General features: G+C 75.0%; 13 protein-coding genes. 8 read left to right on the top strand and 5 right to left on the bottom strand.

Annotated elements, in window-relative coordinates; genetic code table 11:
* Positions 1-437: 437 nt before the first annotated feature.
* Entirely contained in the window at positions 438-995 is a 558-nt protein-coding gene (locus tag CUT83_RS09480) for a MarR family winged helix-turn-helix transcriptional regulator (protein ID WP_101255420.1), read from the bottom strand.
* A gap of 159 nt (positions 996-1,154) precedes the next feature.
* Here CUT83_RS09480 and CUT83_RS09475 point away from each other — a divergent pair, with 159 nt between their 5' ends.
* Positions 1,155-2,468: an MFS transporter gene (locus tag CUT83_RS09475; RefSeq protein ID WP_101255419.1), complete on the top strand. Its 1,314-nt coding sequence runs from the start codon at positions 1,155-1,157 to the stop codon at positions 2,466-2,468.
* On the opposite strand, the gene CUT83_RS09470 is transcribed toward CUT83_RS09475, so the two are convergent.
* Positions 2,465-4,258, bottom strand: coding sequence for an ATP-binding SpoIIE family protein phosphatase (locus tag CUT83_RS09470; RefSeq protein WP_101255418.1), 1,794 nt, complete (start codon positions 4,256-4,258; stop codon positions 2,465-2,467). The two genes, CUT83_RS09475 and CUT83_RS09470, sit on opposite strands and share 4 nt — an antisense overlap.
* A 180-nt stretch (positions 4,259-4,438) precedes the next feature.
* Positions 4,439-5,788, bottom strand: coding sequence for an NAD(P)/FAD-dependent oxidoreductase (locus CUT83_RS09465; protein ID WP_101255425.1), 1,350 nt, complete (start codon positions 5,786-5,788; stop codon positions 4,439-4,441).
* A 529-nt stretch (positions 5,789-6,317) separates the two neighbouring features.
* Between CUT83_RS09465 and CUT83_RS09455 the strand changes: the two genes are divergently transcribed.
* Both CUT83_RS09455 and CUT83_RS09450 read left to right on the top strand, forming a co-directional pair.
* The gene (locus CUT83_RS09455) at positions 6,318-7,115 is read left to right on the top strand and encodes a TetR/AcrR family transcriptional regulator (RefSeq protein WP_101255424.1); all 798 of its coding nucleotides are present in this window, start codon (positions 6,318-6,320) and stop codon (positions 7,113-7,115) included.
* A 296-nt stretch (positions 7,116-7,411) separates the two neighbouring features.
* Entirely contained in the window at positions 7,412-9,298 is a 1,887-nt protein-coding gene (locus CUT83_RS09450) for an NPCBM/NEW2 domain-containing protein (protein ID WP_158238984.1), read from the top strand.
* Positions 9,299-9,399: 101 nt separating this feature from the next.
* Here the strand turns inward: CUT83_RS09450 and CUT83_RS09445 are convergent, their stop codons facing one another.
* A complete protein-coding gene (locus CUT83_RS09445; protein WP_101255415.1) occupies positions 9,400-11,616 on the bottom strand; it encodes an asparagine synthase-related protein in 2,217 nt (738 codons plus the stop codon).
* Between the two features lie 692 nt (positions 11,617-12,308).
* Here CUT83_RS09445 and CUT83_RS09440 point away from each other — a divergent pair.
* Positions 12,309-13,859, top strand: coding sequence for an NsdA family TPR-like regulatory protein (locus CUT83_RS09440; protein ID WP_101255414.1), 1,551 nt, complete (start codon positions 12,309-12,311; stop codon positions 13,857-13,859).
* A gap of 190 nt (positions 13,860-14,049) precedes the next feature.
* Positions 14,050-15,342: an L-2-hydroxyglutarate dehydrogenase gene (gene lhgD, locus CUT83_RS09435; RefSeq protein ID WP_240958562.1), complete on the top strand. Its 1,293-nt coding sequence runs from the start codon at positions 14,050-14,052 to the stop codon at positions 15,340-15,342.
* Between the two features lie 30 nt (positions 15,343-15,372).
* Here the strand turns inward: lhgD and CUT83_RS09430 are convergent, their stop codons facing one another.
* On the bottom strand, positions 15,373-16,212 hold the full coding sequence (locus CUT83_RS09430) for an SAM-dependent methyltransferase (RefSeq protein ID WP_101255422.1): 840 nt from the start codon (positions 16,210-16,212) through the stop codon (positions 15,373-15,375).
* A gap of 154 nt (positions 16,213-16,366) precedes the next feature.
* On the opposite strand from CUT83_RS09430, the gene CUT83_RS31370 reads away from it, so the two are divergent.
* From CUT83_RS31370 to CUT83_RS09415, 3 genes are all read left to right on the top strand, one after another.
* A complete protein-coding gene (locus CUT83_RS31370; protein WP_101255421.1) occupies positions 16,367-17,656 on the top strand; it encodes an alpha/beta hydrolase in 1,290 nt (429 codons plus the stop codon).
* Between the two features lie 128 nt (positions 17,657-17,784).
* Positions 17,785-18,669 (top strand): tRNA (guanosine(46)-N7)-methyltransferase TrmB, encoded by an 885-nt coding sequence (gene trmB / locus CUT83_RS09420; RefSeq protein ID WP_439144996.1) that lies wholly within the window; start codon positions 17,785-17,787, stop codon positions 18,667-18,669.
* A gap of 296 nt (positions 18,670-18,965) precedes the next feature.
* The gene (locus CUT83_RS09415; RefSeq protein ID WP_101254054.1) at positions 18,966-19,712 is read left to right on the top strand and encodes a transposase family protein; all 747 of its coding nucleotides are present in this window, start codon (positions 18,966-18,968) and stop codon (positions 19,710-19,712) included.
* Positions 19,713-19,722 lie beyond the last annotated feature (10 nt).

Here is a 19,722-nt window from a genome sequence, read left to right as displayed (position 1 = left end):
CTGTTGAGTTCTCAAGGAACGGACGCTTCCTTCGGCACCCCTTCCGGGGCCCCTCCGGGCGCTTCCCTTCGGTGTCTCCGACTCTATCAGATCCCTTTTCGGTCTCCGAATCCCCGCCGGCGGGGTCCTGCCTTTTCCTTCCGCGCCGTTTCCGGCGCTTCCACCACCGTAGCGGATTTCCCGTCCGGCTCCTAATCGAGCCACCCGGACCGGAATTGCGGCACGCCGCAATTCACCCCCGGAAGGGATTCACACCAAGTGAGTGGTCGCCGCCGAAGGCGACAGAAGAGCTGCCTGGAGAACCGTTCCGGCCCCCTGGCAACCCGGAGAACCTTACGGATCGCTCCACCGGCTGTCAAGCCGCACCCGTGGCCTGCTCAGCTCGGTCCGCGCGAGCCGGTCCGCGCGAGCCGGTCCGCGCGGGCTCCGTCCAGCCGTCAGTCCAGGTCGCTGAGCCGGCCGCCGGCGTCCGGCTGGGTGTCCTCCACCCGGCGCAGCAGGCGTGTCAGCAGCTCTCCCAGGGTGACACGCTCCTCGCCGGACAGGTCCTGGAGCAGGTCCTCCTCGAAGACGGAGGCCATCCGCATCACCTGGAGCCACTTCTCGCGGCCGTCGTCGGTCAGCTCGACGATCACCCGTACGCGGTTGTTCTCGTCCCGCTCCCGGGTGACCAGGCCGACGGTCGCCATACGGTCGATGCGGTGGGTCATGGCGGCGGGGGTGAGTCCCAGCCGTTTGGCGAGGGCCCCCGGGCCCAGTTGGTAGGGCCTGCCCGCCATCACCAGTTCCTTCAGCACCTCCCACTCGGCGTGGTTGAGGCCGAGGGTGGCGAGCTGGCGTCCGTAGGCGACGCTCATGCGCCGGTCGAGGCGGCTGAGCGCGTTGACGATCTTCTCCACCTGAGGGTCCAGCTCACCGTACTCACGCTGGTAGATGGCGATCTGCTCGTCGAGCGTGGGGCCGCGGTCCTGGTCCGAGGGGGGCTGGTCGGGCATGGGACCGGAGTATGGCATGAACTCGTTCGCCTCGAAGTCTTCGCCTGTGTACTCTTTAGTATCGAATTTTAGCTTCGAAGTCTCTCTTCGGGCTTCCCCCACCCCATCCGTTCCATCCCATGCGTGCCCGAACGGCACCGGACTCAGAGGCAGGTGAGTGTGACCACCGCGACGGGCGCGGCGCTGCGCCGGATCCAGACGGGGAACGCGCTGAGCGCGTTCGGCAACGGCTTCACCGTCCCGTTCATGTTCATCTACGTGGCCCAGGTGCGGAACCTGGGCGCGGGCACCGCCGGAACGGTGCTCGCGCTCTTCGCCGTGGCCGCGCTGGCGGTGCTGCCCTTCACCGGGCGGGTGATCGACCGTCGCGGTCCGCTGCCCGTCGCCGTCGCGGGAACGGTCCTGGCCTCCGCGGGCTCACTCGGCATCGCCTTCTCGGAGGGCGTGGCGGCGATGTACGTGTCCGCCGCCGTCTTCGGTGCGGGCCTCTCCGTGATCCAGCCCGCGCTCGCCACGATGATCGTGTGGTCCTCCTCCACCGCGACGCGCTCGCGCGCCTTCGCCACGCAGTTCTTCCTCAACAACCTCGGGCTCGGCGTCGGCGGACTGCTGGGCGGTCTGGTCGTGGACACCGAACGGCCCTCGTCGTTCCTGCTGCTGTTCGGGATCGAGTCGGCGATGTACCTGGTCCTGGGCGCGATCGTGGCGACGGTACGGCTGCCGGGCGGGCCGCGTGCCGAGTGCTCCCCCCACGGCGGCGAGGACGGCGGCGGGGACGGCGCCGCGGCCCGGGGCGGCTGGCGGGAGCTGCTGTCCGACCGGGCGATGGTGACGCTGTCCGCGCTCGGCTTCGTGATGTTCTTCGCCTGCTACGGGCAGTTCGAGTCCGGGCTCTCGGCGTACGCGGTCGAGGCCTCACGGATCTCCCCGGCGACACTGGGGATCGCGCTCGCCGCGAACACCGCCGTGATCGTGCTGGCGCAGTTCGTCGTGCTCAGGGTGGTGGAACGGCGGCGGCGCAGCCGGGTGATCGCGCTGGTCGGGCTGATCTGGACGGTGGCGTGGCTGGCGGCCGGGGTGTCCGGGCTGGTGGCCGACCGCCATGCGCTGGCCGTCGCGGCGATCATCTCCACGTACGCGCTGTTCGGGCTGGGCGAGGCGATGCTGTCGCCGACCGTGGCGCCGCTGGTGGCGGACCTGGCTCCGGCCCGGATGGTCGGACGGTACAACTCCGCCTTCGCCCTGGTGAAGCAGCTGGCGCTGGCGATCGGTCCGGCGGTGGGCGGGCCGATGGGCGCCACCGCGCACGGGCCGTACATCGTGATGCTGGTGCTGTGCTCGCTCGGCGTCACCGTGCTGGCCCTGCTGCTGGGCCGCAGGCTGAGCGCCGAGCAGGACAACCCGCTGAGGGCGTCCCTGGTGGTCGCCGCCTCGGTGCCGGCCCGGTCCGCCGAGCCCGTGCGGGCCGGTTAGGCCGTGTTGCGGCCCGTGCGGGCCGGTCGGCGCGAGACGGCCTCCGGAAGCGCGAACTCGCACCACACCGCCTTTCCTCCGCCCGGGGTGCGGCGCGATCCCCAGGCGGAGGCGATGGTGGCGACGAGGGAGATGCCCCGGCCGCTCTCGTCCACCGGTTCGGCGCGGCGGCGGCGCGGCAGGTGGTCGTCGCCGTCGGTCACCTCGACGATCAGGCGGCGGTCGGTGCGTCGCAGGCGCAGGCACATCGGCGGGGTGCCGTGCTGGAGGGAGTTGGCGACCAGTTCGCTGGCGGCCAGCACCCCCAGATCGTGCAGTTCCCGGGGGAACCGCCAGCTCGTCAGGACCCCGGAGGCGAAGGCGCGGGCGCGCGGGGCGGCCTCGACCCCTCCCAGGAGGTCGAGTGCGGCGTTGTGGAACAGCTCCGCGTCGTGGCCGCTGCGGACCGGGTGCTGGAGGGCCAGGAGCGCGACGTCGTCGTCGTGTTCGGCGGTGATGCCCATGGCCCGCAGGAGCCGGTCGCAGACGACCTGGGGGCTGCCGGTCGCTCCGGCGAAGGCCTCCTCCAGCACCTCGATGCCCTGGTCGATGTCGGCGTCGCGCCGCTCGACCAGGCCGTCGGTGTAGAGCACGGCGGCCGAGCCCTCGCCGAAGGGGACGGAGGCGGAGGTGTGCAGCCAGCCGCCGGTGCCCAGGGGCGGGCCGGTGGACTCGTCGGTGCGGTGAACCGTGCCGTCCGGGTCCCGGACGAGGATCGGCAGGTGGCCGGCGGAGGCGTACGCCAGGCGGCCCTCGTTGGGGTCGTGGACGGCGTAGAGGCAGGTGGCGATCTGGTTCGGGTCGATCTCGGCGGCGAGCCCGTCGAGGAGCTGGAGCACCTCGTGGGGCGGCAGGTCCAGCCGGGCGTACGCGCGCACGGCCGTGCGGAGCTGCCCCATGACGGCGGCCGCCCGCACCCCGCGGCCCATCACGTCGCCGATGACCAGGGCGGTGCGGCCCGCGCCCAGGGTGATGACGTCGTACCAGTCGCCGCCGACCGCCGCGTCGGTGCCGCCCGGACGGTACGTGGCGGCCACCCGCAGGTCGTCGGGCTGCTCCAGTTGCTGCGGGAGCAGACTGCGCTGGAGGGTGACGGCCGCCTCGCGCTGCCGGCGCTCGCTGACGCGCAGCCGTTCGGCGACCTCGACCTGGTCGGTCACCTCGGCGGCGAAGACGAGGACACCGCGCCGTGATCCGGGGCCCTTCAGCTCGACGGGGGTGCAGGTGAAGGTGTAGTAGCCCGGGCGCGTGCCGACTCCGACGGCTCCGGGGCTCCCGGCGTCCCGGCCCTCCACCCTGCGGGACTTGACCGTGCGGGGCCTGCCGCTGCGCAGGACCTGGTCCATCAGCGGGAGGAGGCCCAGTTCGGCCAGCTCCGGCAGTGCCTCGCGGGCGGGGGCGCCGGGCTCGCGGGGGCCGAAGGCCGCGGCATAGGCGTCGTTGACGAACGCGATGCGGTGGTCGGGGCCGTGGACGAGGGCGACCAGTGCGGGGACCTGCCCGAGCAGGTCCCGCACGGGCAGGTCGTCGAGGCCGCGGCCGGCACCCTGTCCCGCTCCCTGCCCCGCTCCCTGCCCCGCTCCCGCGGTGTCCGGGGCGGACGGCTCGCCGTGCTCGTCCCGGGCGGCCGGGACAGCCGGGGCTGCCCCGGCTGGGGCCGGTGCCTCGGGCGGGCGCCGTACGGCCCTGGCGGCGAGGCGTCGTTGCCGCTGCGTGCCGGGCAGCCGGGCGCTCCAGCGCGTGAAGTTCACTGCGTGCGGTCCGATCCGATTCCGATGTTCTCGTGTCTGGTGTCTGGTGTGTGCGTGCGGGTACGTGCGGATGCCCGTGCCCGCGGGTCCGTCGCGCCGGCCGCGCCCGCCGGTGACTCTTCGCTGACGCGGGCCCACCCATGGTCACACGTCCAGTGTGACCGACGGCACCGACGGGTGTCAGGGGCCCTCGGGGTGGCGGCCGGTGCCCGCGGCGAGTTCGAACTCCGCGCGCGGGTGCTCCAGCGAGCCGAGCGAGACGATCTCACGTTTGAACAGGCCGGCGAGCGTCCACTCCGCGAGGATGCGCGCCTTGCGGTTGGCCGTCGGCACCCGGCTCAGGTGGTACACGCGGTGCAGGAACCAGGCAGGGTAGCCCTTGAGCCTGCGGCCGTACACATGGGCGACGCCCTTGTGCAGGCCGAGCGAGGCGACGGAGCCGGCGTACGAGTGCTCGTACCGCGCCGGTTCCCGGCCGCGCAGCGACGCCACCAGGTTGTCGGCCAGGAGGCGTGCCTGGCGTACGGCGTGCTGGGCGTTGGGCGCGCACTCCGGAGGCGGTCCTTCCCCCGCCTCCCGGGCCCGGGACTTCTCCGCCGCCAGATCGGGGACCGCCGCGGCGTCGCCCGCCGACCAGGCGTGTTCGGTGCCCTCGACGCGCAGGGTCGCGGTGCAGCGCAGCCGGCCGCGTCCGTCGCGGGGAAGGTCCGTCCTCTCCAGCAGGGGGTGGGGCTTGACGCCCGCGGTCCACACGAGGGTGCGGCAGGGGTGGCGGGATCCGTCGCTGAGCCGGGCGACGCGGTTCTCGCAGGAGTCGAGCCGGGTCTCCAGGCGTACGTCGACGTTGCGGCCGCGCAGTTCGCGCACGGCGTAGCGGCCCATGGCCTCGCCGACCTCGGGGAGGATGCGGCCGGTGGCCTCGACGAGCATCCATTTCATGTCCCGGGGGCGGATGTTGTGGTAGTAGCGGCAGGCGTAGCGGGCCATGTCCTCCAGTTCGGCCAGCGCCTCGACGCCCGCGTATCCGCCGCCGACGAAGACGAAGGTGAGGGCGGCGTCGCGGACGGCGGGGTCGCGGGTGGACGAGGCGATGTCGAGCTGTTCGAGGACGTGGTTGCGCAGGCCGATGGCCTCCTCGACGGTCTTGAACCCGATGCCGTGGTCGGCGAGGCCGGGGACCGGGAGGGCGCGGGAGACCGAGCCGGGGGCGAGGACGAGTTCGTCGTAGGGCACCTCGACGGGACCGGTGCCGGCGTGCTCGGTGGCGAGGGTCTCGACGGTGGCGGTGCGCCGGGCGTGGTCGACGGACTTCGCCTCGCCGATGACGATCCTGCAGTGGGGCAGCACCCGGCGCAGGGGGACGACGACATGGCGCGGGGAGATGGAGCCCGCGGCCGCCTCGGGCAGGAAGGGCTGGTAGGTCATGTAGGGGTCGGGGGCGAGCACGGTGACCTGTACGCCCCCGCCGCCCTCCCGCGCGCGCCTCAGTTCGTGCTTCAGGCGCCGTTGGAGGCGCAGGGCGGTGTACATGCCGACGTAGCCGCCGCCGACCACGAGAATGCGCGCGGGTTCCTTCGTCACCCGTCCATGACGCACCCGCGGGCGGACGTTTGTCCACAGGTCCTGGGAAACGTATGACTGGCGGAGGGCTTCGGCCCGGGGGTCGGGGACTCGCTCTGGATGGGAGGAAGCAGCAGCTCAATGGGGGTGTGAGGGGTGTCCGGGAGGGGGTCGGAAGGAGGGGTGGGCGGCGTACTCCGATCGGGGGCGGAGGTGGCGGAACATCTCTCTTCTCTCGTGACCGGGGCTCAACTATGTTCGTAGCACGCCGGGCGGAGCCATGACCGTGTCCCGGCGGCAAAGGGTGGGGGGCCTCCGGGGGGAGGCTGCCATACAACCGGGGGAATACAACATGCATATTCAGGGCATTCAGGGCTCTCGCTGGTCGACCGCCGTCATCTCCGACTCTTCCGCGGAGGGCGGGGCGGGCCCGGTGAACGGGGCGGGCGCGGGCCACGGGACCACACGCGCGGCCGACGGGGGGAGCGTCGCGGCCGGCATGGGGAACACCGGGGGGAGCAGGGGGAACACCGGGGGGAGCAGGCGTACGACTCCGCTGCGGGTCGACGCCCAGCGCAATCTGGAGCATGTGCTGCGCGCCGCCCGCGAGGTCTTCGGCGAGCTGGGCTACGGCGCTCCGATGGAGGACGTCGCCCGCCGGGCGCGGGTCGGGGTCGGCACGGTCTACCGGCGCTTTCCCAGCAAGGACGTACTGGTGCGGCGCATAGCGCAGGAGGAGACGGCGCGGCTGACCGAGCAGGCCCGGGCGGCGCTGGGGCAGGAGGAGGAGCCGTGGTCGGCGCTCTCCCGGTTCCTGCGCACCTCGGTGGATTCGGGTGCCGGGCGGCTGCTGCCGCCTCGAATACTGCGGGTCGGGCCGCTCACCGACGGGCCGGACGGGGCGGCCGAGGACATGGGCGCCGGCCCGAGGGGGGCGCGTACGCCGCAGGGCGGCGGACACGGGCAGCCCGGACTGCGGCTGGTGGACGGCCGGGCCGGCCGGGAGGACGCACCGGAGGAGACCGGCCGGGAGCGGGAGAGCGCCGGCAGCACCGGGGGCGCCGAGGACGACGCGGGCGTCCTCGAACTGCTCGATGTGGTCGGGCGTTTGGTGGAGCGGGCTCAGGCCGCCGGTGAGCTGCGGTCCGATGTGACGGTCGCCGATGTGCTGCTGGTGATAGCCACGGCGGCGCCGTCCCTGCCGAACGCGGTGCAGCAGGCCGCGGCCTCCGCTCGGCTGCTCGACATCCTGCTGGAGGGGCTCAGGCCGCGGTACGCGAAGCCCGTGGGGGCCTGAGGCGAGGTCCGGGGCGCCGGTGACGCGCGTTGAGCGGCGTTTTTCGGCCAGATTCACGTCACCGCCGCCCGGCTCCCATACCTCGTACGAGCGCCGCGTGCGCACCGTTTTGCGGTTTCCCGCCCCGGACGGGTGATTGAGGCGCACGGCCGGGAATGCGCGGGCCTCGCCGTGACACGCTTTGCCGGTGTTCGGTGGCGACTGTGTGTACGGGGGTTCTCGCTTTGGGTGCTGACGGGCGGGGGGAGCCGCGCGGTCCACAGGGTGTGGACGGAGCGGAGGGAGCGGCCGACGCCGTGCCCGGCGACGCGGAACTGGTGTCGCGGATGCGCGGCGGGGACACCCGGGCGTACGAGGAGCTGTACCGGCGGCACGCCGCCGCGGTGCGCCGCTACGTACGCCACTGCTGCCGGGACGCGGCGACCGCGAACGACCTGACGGACGAGATCTTCGCGCGCACGCTGCTGGCCGTGCGCGGCGGTGCGGGGCCGGACACGGCGGTGCGCACCCATCTGCTGGCGGCGGTCCGGGACGTGGCGGCGGCCTGGACGGGGACGAGCGGCTGGGATCTGCTCGTCGAGGAGTTCGCGGTCTTCGCGGCGGCGGCCGATTCGCCGGGCGTCGGGAAGGGCTCCGAGGCGAACGCGGAGGTACGGGCCATGCGGAGGGCCGAGCGGTCCACCGCGGTGTGCGCCTTCCGCGATCTGCCCGAGCGGTGGCAGGTGGTGCTGTGGCACACCGTGATCGAGGAGGAGTCGCCGCGGGAGGTCGCGCCGCTGCTGGGTATGGCACAGGACGCGGTGGCGGCGCTGGCACAGCGGGCGAGGGAGGGATTACAGCAGTCCTATCTCACGGTGCACACCGCCGGCGCTCGGGCGGCGGGCGGCGACTGCGCACACCGTGCCGACCGGCTGGAGACGTATGTGCGCGGAGGGCTGCGGGCCCGGGCGGACCGGGGGCTGCGCCGTCATCTGGAGCGGTGCGCCGACTGCCGGTCGGCGGCGCTGGGTGCCAGGGACGCCTGCGAACGGCTCCGGGTGATGCTGCCGCCTGCGGTCGTGGGCTGGGGTGCGGACGTGTACTCGCCGTACCCGGCGGTGGGTTCGGCACAGGTGTACGCGGCGCAGGCCGGCGCGGAGGAAGGGGGCGCCGCGGAGGCGTACCCGGCGGGGGATCGTTCCGTGTGGGCGTACCCGGTGGCCGGGGCGGTGGGCCCGGCCACCGCGGCCGGGGGCATGGACGGTCCGGCCGGCAGTGGGGCCACGGCGTTCGACGGACTGGGGTCGACCGCGAAGGCGGGCGTCACGGCGGGGGTGATGGCCGCCGCCGTGGCCACCGCGCTGACGCTGGCGCTGGTGGCCGACGGCCAGCCGTCGCGAGGCCCGTACCGGGGGCCGGGGGCGCGGCCGTCGGCGGCCGGCGCGTCCGGCGGGGTGGAGACCGGGCCGGAGGCGGAGGCGGGGGGGTCGAGGGCGCAGACCGTGTCGCCGCGGGAGGCGGCGGACGGGGCCGAGGGCGTTACGGACCGGAAAGCGGCACCGTCGGGGGAGCCTCTGGAGCAGGGCCGGGGGCAGGGGCAGGGGTCCGGCTCCCCGTCCGCGCCGGTTCCCGGGGCCGGACCGGGGGCAGGGCCGGGGGCAGGGCCCGGATTCGGGGCGCCCACGCCCGGTTCCGGGCCGGTACCCGGTGGGGAGGCCGGTCCCACGGCAGGACCGGCCTCCCCACCGGCCTCCCCTTCGGCACCCCGGCCGTCCGCGGCCACCGTCCACCGGCTCGACCGGCTGCCCCGTGGAGGCGGTTCGGACGGCCCCTCCGTACGGGAGGGAAGCAGCCGGCTGTGGCAGCGCTCGGAGCTGCGTATCGGCGGCCGTGACCGGGGTTACGGGGTGACGGTGTCCGCCCGCTCCTCCGTGGCGGTCGATCTGGGCGGCGCCTGCACCTCGTTCGAGGCGCTCGCCGGGGTGGACGATCTGACGGCGCTACGGGGTGCGGTCCGGTTCTCCGCGTACGGCGACGGGGTCCGGCTGTGGGAGTCGGGTGTCGTCCGGCGGGGCGAGGAGCCGGTGCCGGTCCGCGTGCCCCTGGCCGGGGTGCGGACGCTCCGGCTGGTGGTCGAACCGAACGGCGTGCTGGACTCGGTGGTCATGGCGGACTGGGTGCGGGCGCGGATCGGCTGCCGCTGACCCGCCGCGCGTCCGCCGCCCGCGAGGCGGCCCGGAACACCCGGGGGCGAGTCCGGCTCGGAACCGGCTCGGCCCCGGCTCGGAACCGGCTCGGAACCGGCTCACAGGCTGGGGCGCTGCGGCACTCCTCCTGCCACCGCGCGCCGGCCCGCGGTGGCCGCGCCCGTGCCCGTGCCCGTCCAGCAGCTGCCCCGGCGGGCCAGCAGCCGGCGCAGCCAGACCTCGGTGGAGACCAGTTCCGCCAGTCCGTCCAGCGGCAGCGCCTCGCCCTCGGCCGCGGCCCGCAGCGCCTTGCGGACGACCCGGGCCTCCACCAGCCCCGCGTCGGCCAGCAGGGGCGCGTCGAAGAGGTCGATGAGGTCGCCGGCGCGGGACCGCAGCCCGGTCCGTGCCGCCGCCGTGTGGGTGGTGCGGGAGGGGGTGCCCCAGCCGGGCGGCAGTTCGTGGACGCCCGCCCCCGCCAGGACGGCGCGCAGCACCGCCGCCCGCGCCCCCGGCTGTACGCGCAGCGCCTCGGGCAGGGCCCGGCAGGCGCGGACGACCTGGTTGTCCAGGAAGGGCGCGTGCAGCCGCTGGCTGCGTACCTCCGCGGCCTGTTCGAGTATCCGGTGGTCGGCCGCCAGCCGGGCGAGCGCCGCCCGCGCCCGCCGCTCTCCCGGGCGTGTGCCGGTCTCCCCGGGCACCGGGCGGAGGGCGGCCTGCTCCAGCCGAATCGATACTTCGGCCAGCGCCTCCCCCGTCAGCCAGCGCGCGGCCGGCCCCGGGCGGCACCATGCGAGGGCGGACAGCGAGGCGTCGAGCACACCCGGTCCGGCCTCGTGGCCGCCCCCGCCCGCACCGCCCGCACCGCCGGCGTTCCAGGCCCCGGAGCCGGCCCCGCCGCCCCCGGTGACGTCCCGCTCCCGCAGCCGCCGCGCCGCCTCCAGCACCCCGTCCCGGTACGGCGTACGGGCCAGCCTCCGTGCCGCGCGGTAGACGGTGAGCGGTACGAGTACCGAGCGGCCGGTCGCACCCTCCGCCTTCGCCAGCGCCGTGACCGGCCGCAGCAGATGGCGGCGGCGCCGGTCCAGCAGCAGGTCCGCCAGCCGGGCCGGGTGGGCGTCGAGCACCTCGCGGGCGCCGTATCCGGACAGGTGGTCCGCGCCGCCCGCCGCCAGGCGCAGCCGGTGCCGTTCGGCGGCGACCAGCGAGGGGCCCGGCTCGTCGGTCAGCGGCCCGTCGGCGAGCGGGCCGCCGCCGGGCCCGGCGTACGGCAGGGCCTCCTCGCCGGCGGCGACGACGACGTGGCGCAGCCGGGGGTTCTCCGCGATGCTGCGGGCGCGTTCCAGTTCGGCCTCGCGCCCCGGGAGCGGGTCCAGCGTCAGGTCGTTGAAGGTGACGGCCAGCAGCCGCTCGCCCGCCGACGTCCCCGGCGTGCCGTACACCGTGCCCGGGACGCCGGGCAGTCCGGCGGCCAGCAGTGCGAGCGTCGCCGACGCGCTGCCGCCCGACAGGTCCGCGCCGATGCCGGGCGCGGGGCCCCTGGCCCGCCCGCCGCCGGGGCGGTCCGCGAGCCGCTGGGCGGGCCCCATGCCGGGGACCGGCCCGGGGTCGAGGCTGCCGAGGTCGGGCACGGGCGCGTGGCGCGGGGCGGCCAGCCGCACCCGTACGGCCTCCACCAGGGCCTCGCGCACTCCGGCGACCGCCGCCTCCGCGTCCACGGGGGGCGCGGCGACGACGGTGGGGACGGCGGGTTCGTAGCCGGCGGTCTCGCGGCTGCGGCCGTCGCGCATGATCAGCGCGTGGCCGGGCGCCACGCGGCGCACCCCCGCGTAGGGTGTGCCGTCGCCCAGCGCCTCGGGCGCGTCGGGGCAGGCGAGCAGGGCTGCGAGGTGTCCGACGTCGAGCTGCGCCTCGATCAGGTCGGCCAGCGGCAGCGCGGCGGTGGCGTAGGCGGTGCCGCCCGCCCACGGGGTGTGGAAGACGGGGCGGGCTCCGGCGAGGTCGGTGGTGATGGTGACGCGGCGGCCGACGCGTACGACCGCGGTGTAGCTGCCGGGCCAGGCGGTCAGGTGGCGCAGGGCGCCGCCGCGGGCGGCGAACAGTCCGATGCGCAGCTGCTCGTCGGAGGCGCCGCAGGAGCCCAGCACCGCGAGTCTGCTGCCGCCGTCGGCCTCGACCAGGCGCACCTCGTCGGGCCGCCAGTCACCGACCGCCCACAGCGGGTCGGGGCCGTCCCACAACCGCCGCGCCCCCACCGGCTGGATCGTCTGCCCGGGTCTGGCCGCGCCGCCCGCGCCGGAGGCGTGGTCTGCGGCCCATCCCACCAACCACCGCATCGCCGCCTCCGCATGGCCCCGTGGATCGGTAACTCGGCGTAGTCGGCGGCCGATCGGTGGCGGGTCACCGTCGGCAGCCGTCAACCGCCGTCACTGCGGACCATGCTGCCACGGGATGGGCGTGCGGGAGGTGTTCGGGGACGTGGACGCGCGGAGGCCGGCGCCGGACCCCGGCGCCGTGACGGCCCGCCGGACGACTCCGCCGGGAGCGGCGTCATTCGGCCAAATATTTGCCGTGAGATATGCCTAACGAATCATCATCGGCGTCTCTTCGGCGCGTTGTCGGAGCGTTGCCGGCAGTCCGGGAGGCTTCACCGCCTCCCGGACCGGACCGCCGTCCGCGGGGAATGGGACGACGGCATTCCCCCAGCCCACTGGTTCCAGCGCAGTGGGCCGACCCACGCAGCACCCATGGAAACGCCTCCCCCGCGGGCCGCACAGAGCGCACGGACAGGCGCACCGGCACACACCCGGAGCACGCGCCGGGGGAGCATGCGCGGTGCGGTCCGGAGTGCCCGTCGGCGCCCCGCGCGTCGCTCGCGCGCCGCCGGCCCGCGCTCCGCGGAGCCTGCACGAATCCCGCCATCCCGGAAGACGGCCCTTAACGGTAGGGATGCGGCGAACTACGCTGTGTTGACGAATGCCCCGTGTGCGCGGCACGGGGTGGCCGTCGGTGTGTGTCAGGGGTGCGCATGTCCAGGGAGCCACGCGGGCCGAACGAGAAACTCGGTGCCGTCCTCGCCCTCGCCGGAATCAGCAACGCCGGGCTCGCCCGCCGGGTCAACGACCTCGGGGCGCAGAGAGGACTGACCCTCCGTTACGACAAGACGTCGGTCGCCCGCTGGGTCTCCAAGGGCATGGTGCCGCAGGGCGTGGCCCCCCATCTGATCGCCGCCGCGATCGGCAGCAAGCTGGGGCGTCCCGTCCCGCTGCACGAGATCGGTCTGGCGGACGCCGACCCGGCTCCGGAGGTCGGCCTGTCCTTCCCCCGCGACGTCGGCGCGGCCGTGCGGTCGGCCACCGAGCTGTACCGGCTGGATCCGGCCGGGCGGCGCGGCGGGGGCGGGGGTGTGTGGCAGTCGCTGGCGGGCTCGTTCTCGGTGAGCGCCTACGCCGTGCCCACCTCGCGCTGGCTCATCAAGCCCGCCGACAGCTCGGTGGCGCGGGACACGCCGGCCCTGCCCGGAACCGCCCCGACCGGGACCGCCCTGTCCGGGACCGCCGGGTTCGGGACCGCCGGGTTCGGGACCGCCGGTGCCGCCGGCGCGGGCCCGTTCCCCGGTCCCGGCGACGAGCAGCGCCCGCCCCCGCCCGCCTCCACGTCCCCGCGCGTGGGCCACAGTGATGTGGCCAAGCTGCGGGAGGCCGCGCAGGAGGCCCGGCGCTGGGACTCCAAGTACGGCGGCGGCGACTGGCGTTCGTCGATGGTCCCCGAGTGCCTGCGGGTGGACGCCACCCCGCTGCTGCTGGGTTCCTACAGCGACGAGGTGGGGCGCTCGCTGTTCGGCGCCACCGCCGAACTGACGCGCCTGGCCGGCTGGATGGCCTTCGACACCGGTCAGCAGGAGGCCGCGCAGCGCTACTACATCCAGGCGCTGCGGCTGGCCCGGGCGGCGGCGGACGTGCCGCTGGGCGGGTACGTGCTGGCGTCGATGTCGCTGCAGGCGACGTACCGCGGCTTCGCCGACGAGGGCGTGGACCTGGCGCAGGCGGCGCTGGAGCGCAACCGCGGTCTGGCCACGGCCCGCACGATGAGCTTCTTCCATCTGGTCGAGGCCCGCGCCCTGGCCAAGGCCGGCGAGTCGGCGGCCTGCGGCACCTCGCTGGCGGCGGCCGAGGGCTGGCTGGAGCGCTCCCGCGACGGCGACCCGGACCCGTCCTGGCTCGACTTCTACTCCTACGACCGCCTGGCCGCCGACGCCGCCGAGTGCTACCGCGACCTGAAGGCCCCGCGCCAGGTGCGCCGCTTCACCGAGCAGGCGCTGTCGCGGCCGACGGAGGAGTTCGTCCGCTCGCACGGTCTGCGGCTGGTGGTGTCGGCGGTCGCGGAGCTGGAGTCGGGCAATCTGGACGCGGCCTGCGCGGCGGGCACCCGGGCGGTGGAGGTCGCCGGGCGGATCTCCTCGGCGCGGACGACGGAGTACGTGCGGGACCTGCTGCACCGGCTGGAGCCGTACGGCGACGAGCCGCGCGTGGCGGAGCTGCGGGAGCGGGCCCGCCCGCTGCTCGCCGCCCCGGCGTGACACGGCCCGCCCCGCCGGGCCCGCCGCGCCCGGGAGACCCGGCGGGCCCGGGAGACCCGGCGGGCCCGGCGGGCGCCGCACGTCCGGCGTGTCCGGTAGGCCCGGATGCGGGCGGTACGGGCCGCCTCCGGAAGCCGTTCAGATGTCCGGTGCGCGGCCGGACGGTTGTCCGTCAGTGCTCCGGGCCATGATGGAGGACGTGTCCACTGTCTCCTCGGCCGCCTCCTCCCCCTCCCCCTCCGCCGGCGCGCCCACCGCGCGGCGCGCGGCGTACGACTGCGACGTGCTGGTCGTCGGCGGCGGGATCGTCGGCCTGTCGACGGCGTACGCGCTCACCCGCGCCCGGCCCGGCACGCGGGTGGTGGTGCTGGAGAAGGAGGACGGCCCGGCCCGGCACCAGACCGGCCGCAACAGCGGAGTGATCCACAGCGGCGTCTACTACCGCCCCGGTTCGCTCAAGGCCCGCTTCGCGGTGCGGGGCTCGGCGGAGATGGTCAAGTTCTGCGCGGAGTACGGCATCGCGCACCGGGTGACGGGGAAGCTGATCGTCGCCACCGAGCGCGCCGAGCTGCCCCGGCTGCACGCGCTGGTGCAACGCGGGCGGGAGAACGGCATCCCGGTGCGCGAGCTGGGCCCGGCCCAGATCGCCGAGTACGAGCCGCATGTGAAGGGCCTGGCGGCCATCCATGTGGCCACCACCGGTGTCTGCGACTACGGCGCGGTCGCCGCCGAGCTGGCCCGCCTGGTGGAGGCGGCCGGCGCCGAGGTGCGCCACGGCGCGGAGGTCACCGCCGTGGACCGCCGCCCGGGCGTGGGGGTGGCCGTCCGTACGGCGGCGGGTGCGGTGGTGCGGGCCCGCGCCATGGTCAACTGCGCGGGGCTGCACTGCGACCGGGTGGCCCGGCTGGCGGGTGACGCGCCGCCGGTGCGGATCGTGCCGTTCCGCGGGGAGTACCACGAGCTGGTCCCGGAGCGCGGCCGGCTGGTGCGGGGCCTGGTCTACCCGGTGCCGGACCCGGCGTTCCCGTTCCTGGGCGTCCACCTCACGCGCGGCATCGACGGTTCGGTCCACATCGGCCCCAACGCCGTGCCCGCCCTGGCCCGCGAGGGCTACCGGTGGCGCACCGCCCGCGCCCGCGATCTGGCCGGGACGCTGGGCTGGCCCGGCTTCTGGCACATCGCCCGCCGCCACTGGCGCTACGGGGCCGGGGAGATGCGCCGCTCACTGTCGAAGGCGGCCTTCACCGAGGCGGTGCGCCGGCTGCTGCCGGAGGTGGAGGCCGCCGATCTGCGCCCCGCCCCCGCCGGGGTGCGGGCCCAGGCTGTCGGGCGGGACGGCGCGCTGGTCGACGACTTCCTGATCACCCAGGCCCCGCACACCGTCCACGTCCTCAACGCGCCCTCCCCGGCGGCGACGGCGTCGCTGCCGATCGGCCGCGAGGTGGCGCGGCGGGCACTGGCGGCGCTGGACGCCGCGCGCTGAAGTCCCGCAGGGCCACCTCGCGGCCGCCCCCTACGGCTTGCGCGCGAGCCCGCCGTACACGGCCGTCTCCGGCCCCGGCTCGCCCTCCGGCCGCCACCGCGAGCACGAGACGACGCCGGGTTCCAGCAGCTCCAGCCCCTCGAAGAAGCCCGCGATCTCCTCGGGGTCGCGCGGGGTGTACGGGGTGGCGGTGCCCCGGGCGTTGTGGCTCTCGATGGCCCGGACGTAGACAGGGTCGGCGGTGGAGCCGTCGTTCAGGCCGAGGAAGCTGCCCGGCGGCAGGGCCTCGACCAGCCGCCGCACCACCGCGCGGGCCTCGTCGTAGTCGGGGACCAGCCCCAGGATGCCCATGAGCATCAGCCCGACCGGGCGCGAGAAGTCCAGCGTCCGCGCGGCCTCGGCCAGGATCCTCTCCGGGTCGCGGACGTCGGCGTCGATGTAGTCGCACGCGCCCTCGGGGGAGCTGGTGAGCAGGGCGCGGGCGTGCACCAGCACCAGGGGGTCGTTGTCGACGTAGACGATCCGCGACTCCGGGGCGGCACGCTGGGCGACCTCGTGGGTGTTGTCCCTGGTGGGCAGGCCGGTGCCGATGTCCAGGAACTGCCGGATCCCCTCCTGCCCGGCCAGGTGCGTCACCACGCGCCCGATGAAGGCGCGCGAGGTGCGGGTGATGTCTCGCATGCCGGGGAAGGCCGCCAGGACCTTCTCGGCGGCGGCGGCGTCGACCTCGTAGTAGTCCTTGCCGCCCGCCAGGTAGTTCCATATCCGGGCCGAGTGGGGCCGGGAGCTGTCGATCCCGCTCCCGCCGCCCGGCCGCGCACCGCCGCCCGTCGCTCCGCCCGTCGTTCCGCCCGCCGTCCTGTCCGCCATCCTGTCCGCCTCCTCGGTGCCGACCGTGAGAGGCACACGATCCCACACGGCGTCAGCCCCCACCCATCCCCGGATCGGGGTGGGGTTCTCCCCCGGCCCGACCCGGTGGACGTCCGCATTCCGGAACCCCGCTCCCCGGAGAATGATCGTCCGCATGACGGAACACGACACCCGGCCCGCCTCCTCCCTCCCCGGCAGGCGCGCACGGCGCGGGGCCGCGGCCCTGGCCGCCGCCCTCCTGCTCTCCCTGACCGCCGTGCCCGCGTCCGCGGCCGTACGCGCCGACACGCGCACCGCGGACGCGGCGGGCGCGGCGGACGCGGCGGGCGCTGCGCGGCACGCCCGGGGCGCCCTGCTGTCCACCACGCCCCTGTTCGAGCTGACCTCCGGCCGGCTGAAGGAGTTCCTGACCGCCGACGGCGTGGACGCCTCCGCCGTACGCCACAAGATCACCGCCCACCGCATCGTCTACGCCACCGTCACCCCCGCCGGGGAGCCGACCACCGCCTCGGCCCTGCTCGTCCTGCCGGACGGCGGCGGGAAGCGGCTGGCCACCGTCTCCGAACTGCACGGCACCACCGCCTACCGCGGCTACGCCCCCTCCACCGGCGACAACGTCTCGATCCTGGGCGCCTCCCTCTACGCCTCCGGCGGCCGGGCCGCCGTCGCCCCGGACTACCTGGGCCTGGGCACCGGCCCCGGCACCCACCCGTACGTGGACACCCGCTCCTCCGTCTCCGCCTCCCTGGACGCGCTGCGCGCCGCCCGCACCGCCGCACGCGGCCACGGCCGGCGGCTGACCGGCGAGGTGTACGTCACCGGCTTCTCCCAGGGCGGGCAGGTCGCCATGGCCCTGGGACGGGAGCTGGCGCGGGGCGCGGACCGGCGCTTCAGGCTGCGGGCCCTGGCGCCGGTGGCCGGGCCGTACGACATCGAGGGCGCGGAGCTGCCCGCGCTGTTCGACGGGCGGATCAGAGGCGTCTCCGGCGTCTTCTACCTCACCTACTTCCTCGTCGCCCAGAACCGGCTCCACCCGCTCTACGACGACCCCCGCGAGGTCTTCCGCGCGCCGTACGCCGACCGCGTCGAGGCGCTCTTCGACAACGACCACCCGGACGACGAGATCGTCCGGCAGCTCCCCGGCACCGTGGAGGAGCTGCTGACGGACCAGTGGTACGAGCGGCTCCAGCGCCCCTCCGGCACGCTCGCGAAGATGATCCGGCTCAACGACGGCGTCTGCGAGTGGGCGCCGCGCGTACCGGTGCGGCTGCACACCTCCGACGGCGACCGCGACGTGCCGATCGCCAACACCGGCGGCTGCCTGCGCGACCTGGCCCGGCACGGGGCGTACGCCGAGGTGGTGCACCACGGCGACGCGGACCACTCCGGCACCTACCGGCGGGCGATCGCCCACAACGCGCGCTGGTTCGCCCGCCTGGACTGACCGCCCGGACCTCGGACCCCGGGCCCCGGGCCCCGGGCCCGTGCCGGCCTTCCGGACGCGGGGTCCGGCGGCCGGTCCTCCCGCGGCCGCCCAGGTCCGCGCCGGGCGGCCGTAGACTCGTACGCACTGTGTCCGAGAAGAATCCCCAGCCCGCCGAAGCGGCGGAAGCACCCGAGACGCCCGAAACGCACCCCGGGGCGCGCGGAGCGCTCGCGGCCCCCGCCCGGGACGGCCGGAGCGCGCCCGGCGCTTCCGGCGCTTCCGGCGCTTCCGGCGCCATGTTCCCCGATGGCACCGGCCCCTCCGCCAACCCCGTCGGGGACCGCCACGAGCGCCGCATCCGCAGCTTCCAGCCGCGCCGCAGCCGCGTCACCGCCGCCCAGCGGGACGCGCTGCTGCGGCTGTGGCCGAAGTGGGGCGTGGAGATCGACGGCGACCGCCGCCTCGACCTCGACGAACTCTTCGACACCCTCCCGCCCGGCTCGCCCGTGGTCCTGGAGATCGGTTTCGGCATGGGCGAGGCCACCGTGCGGATGGCCGCCGACGACCCCGCCACCGGCGTCCTCGCCGCCGACGTCCACACCCCCGGCCAGGGCAACCTGCTGGGGCAGGCCGAACGGCAGGGACTGTCCAACGTCCGGGTCGCCAACGGCGACGCGATCATCCTGCTGCGCGAGATGCTCGCCCCCGGCTCCCTCGCCGGGATCCGCGTCTTCTTCCCGGACCCGTGGCCCAAGAAGCGCCACCACAAGCGCCGCATCGTCCAGCCGGAGTTCGTGGAGCTGGCCGCCTCCCGGCTGCGGCCGGGCGGGCTGCTGCACTGCGCCACCGACTGGGAGCCGTACGCCGAGCAGATGCTCCAGGTCCTCACCGACTGCCCGGCCCTGGAGAACACCCAAGCCGACGGCGGCTTCGCGCCGCGCCCGGACTTCCGGCCGCTGACCCGCTTCGAGCAGCAGGGCCTGGACAAGGGCCACGTCGTCCGCGACCTCCTCTTCCGCCGCCTCCCCTGACGGGGCCGGCGGCAGGCAATCGCCGAGTGCTGCCGCGTTGCCGTCTATCTGGCCCTGCCGCCCGGCCCCATCGTCACCGCTCCTTCCTTGGCCCCGTCCATCGCAGCAACGGTGGTTCGTCGATGGTGTCCACTCGGCCAACACCACGTAACTGAACGCTTCTCATCCTGTGGTTCGTGGGTGATGGCGGCTGGTGGTCGGGGGGCCGTAACGCGGCAGGGCTCCTGGTCGTTGCGGCTGGTGATCTCACTCGCCAACGTCTCGACACAGGAGCCCTGTTGGTCCCGTATCGTGCCATGCTCGACGTCCCCCACGAAGTCGTGGAGCACGTTTCCTGGCTCATCTACGCCCGAAGGCGTGAGCTGAACTCCCGCTGGCGGAAGCTGGGCTGCTTCCGCCAGGCCCTGCTGGTCCTGGTGCACCTGCGCAAGAACGAGACCCTGGCCCAGGCCGCAGCGGGGTTCGGCATCTCCACCGCCACCGCCGGCCGGTACGTGAGCGAAACGGTCGACCTCCTCGCCGAGCGCGCCCCGAGCCTGCACGAGGCCCTGCGCGAGCTGCCGCCGGAGGGGTTCGTCATCCTCGACGGCACTTTGATCACTACCAACCGCATCGCGGCGGACGAGCCGTACTACTCGCAGAAGCACCGCCGCCACGGGATGAACGTGCAGGTCATCGCCCGCCCGGACGGCACCCCGCTCTGGTTCTCCCGCGCGACACCGGGCCGCACGCACGACCTGACCGCAGCCCGCGCCCACGGTGTGATCCAAGCCTGCCTGTCCCGTCAGCTCCTCGTCCTGGCCGACCGCGCCTACCAGGGCGCCGGCGCGACCGTCCGCACCCCCTACTACGGTCATCGCGACCTGCCCGAGCACTACCAGCAGTACAACCGCGACCACGCCCGGCTGCGCGCCCCGGGCGAACGCGCCTTCGCCCGCCTCAAGCAATGGCGGATCCTCCGCAAGGCCCGGTGCAGCACCAACCGCATCGGTCGCACGGTCGCCGCCGTTCACGCCATCGAGATCGCCTGGCGCTCAGGATGAGAAGCGTTCA

Source organism: Streptomyces barkulensis (assembly GCF_002843305.1).
GTDB classification, from domain to species: Bacteria; Actinomycetota; Actinomycetes; order Streptomycetales; family Streptomycetaceae; genus Streptomyces; species Streptomyces barkulensis.
This window is presented reverse-complemented; position numbering and strand designations above follow the sequence as displayed.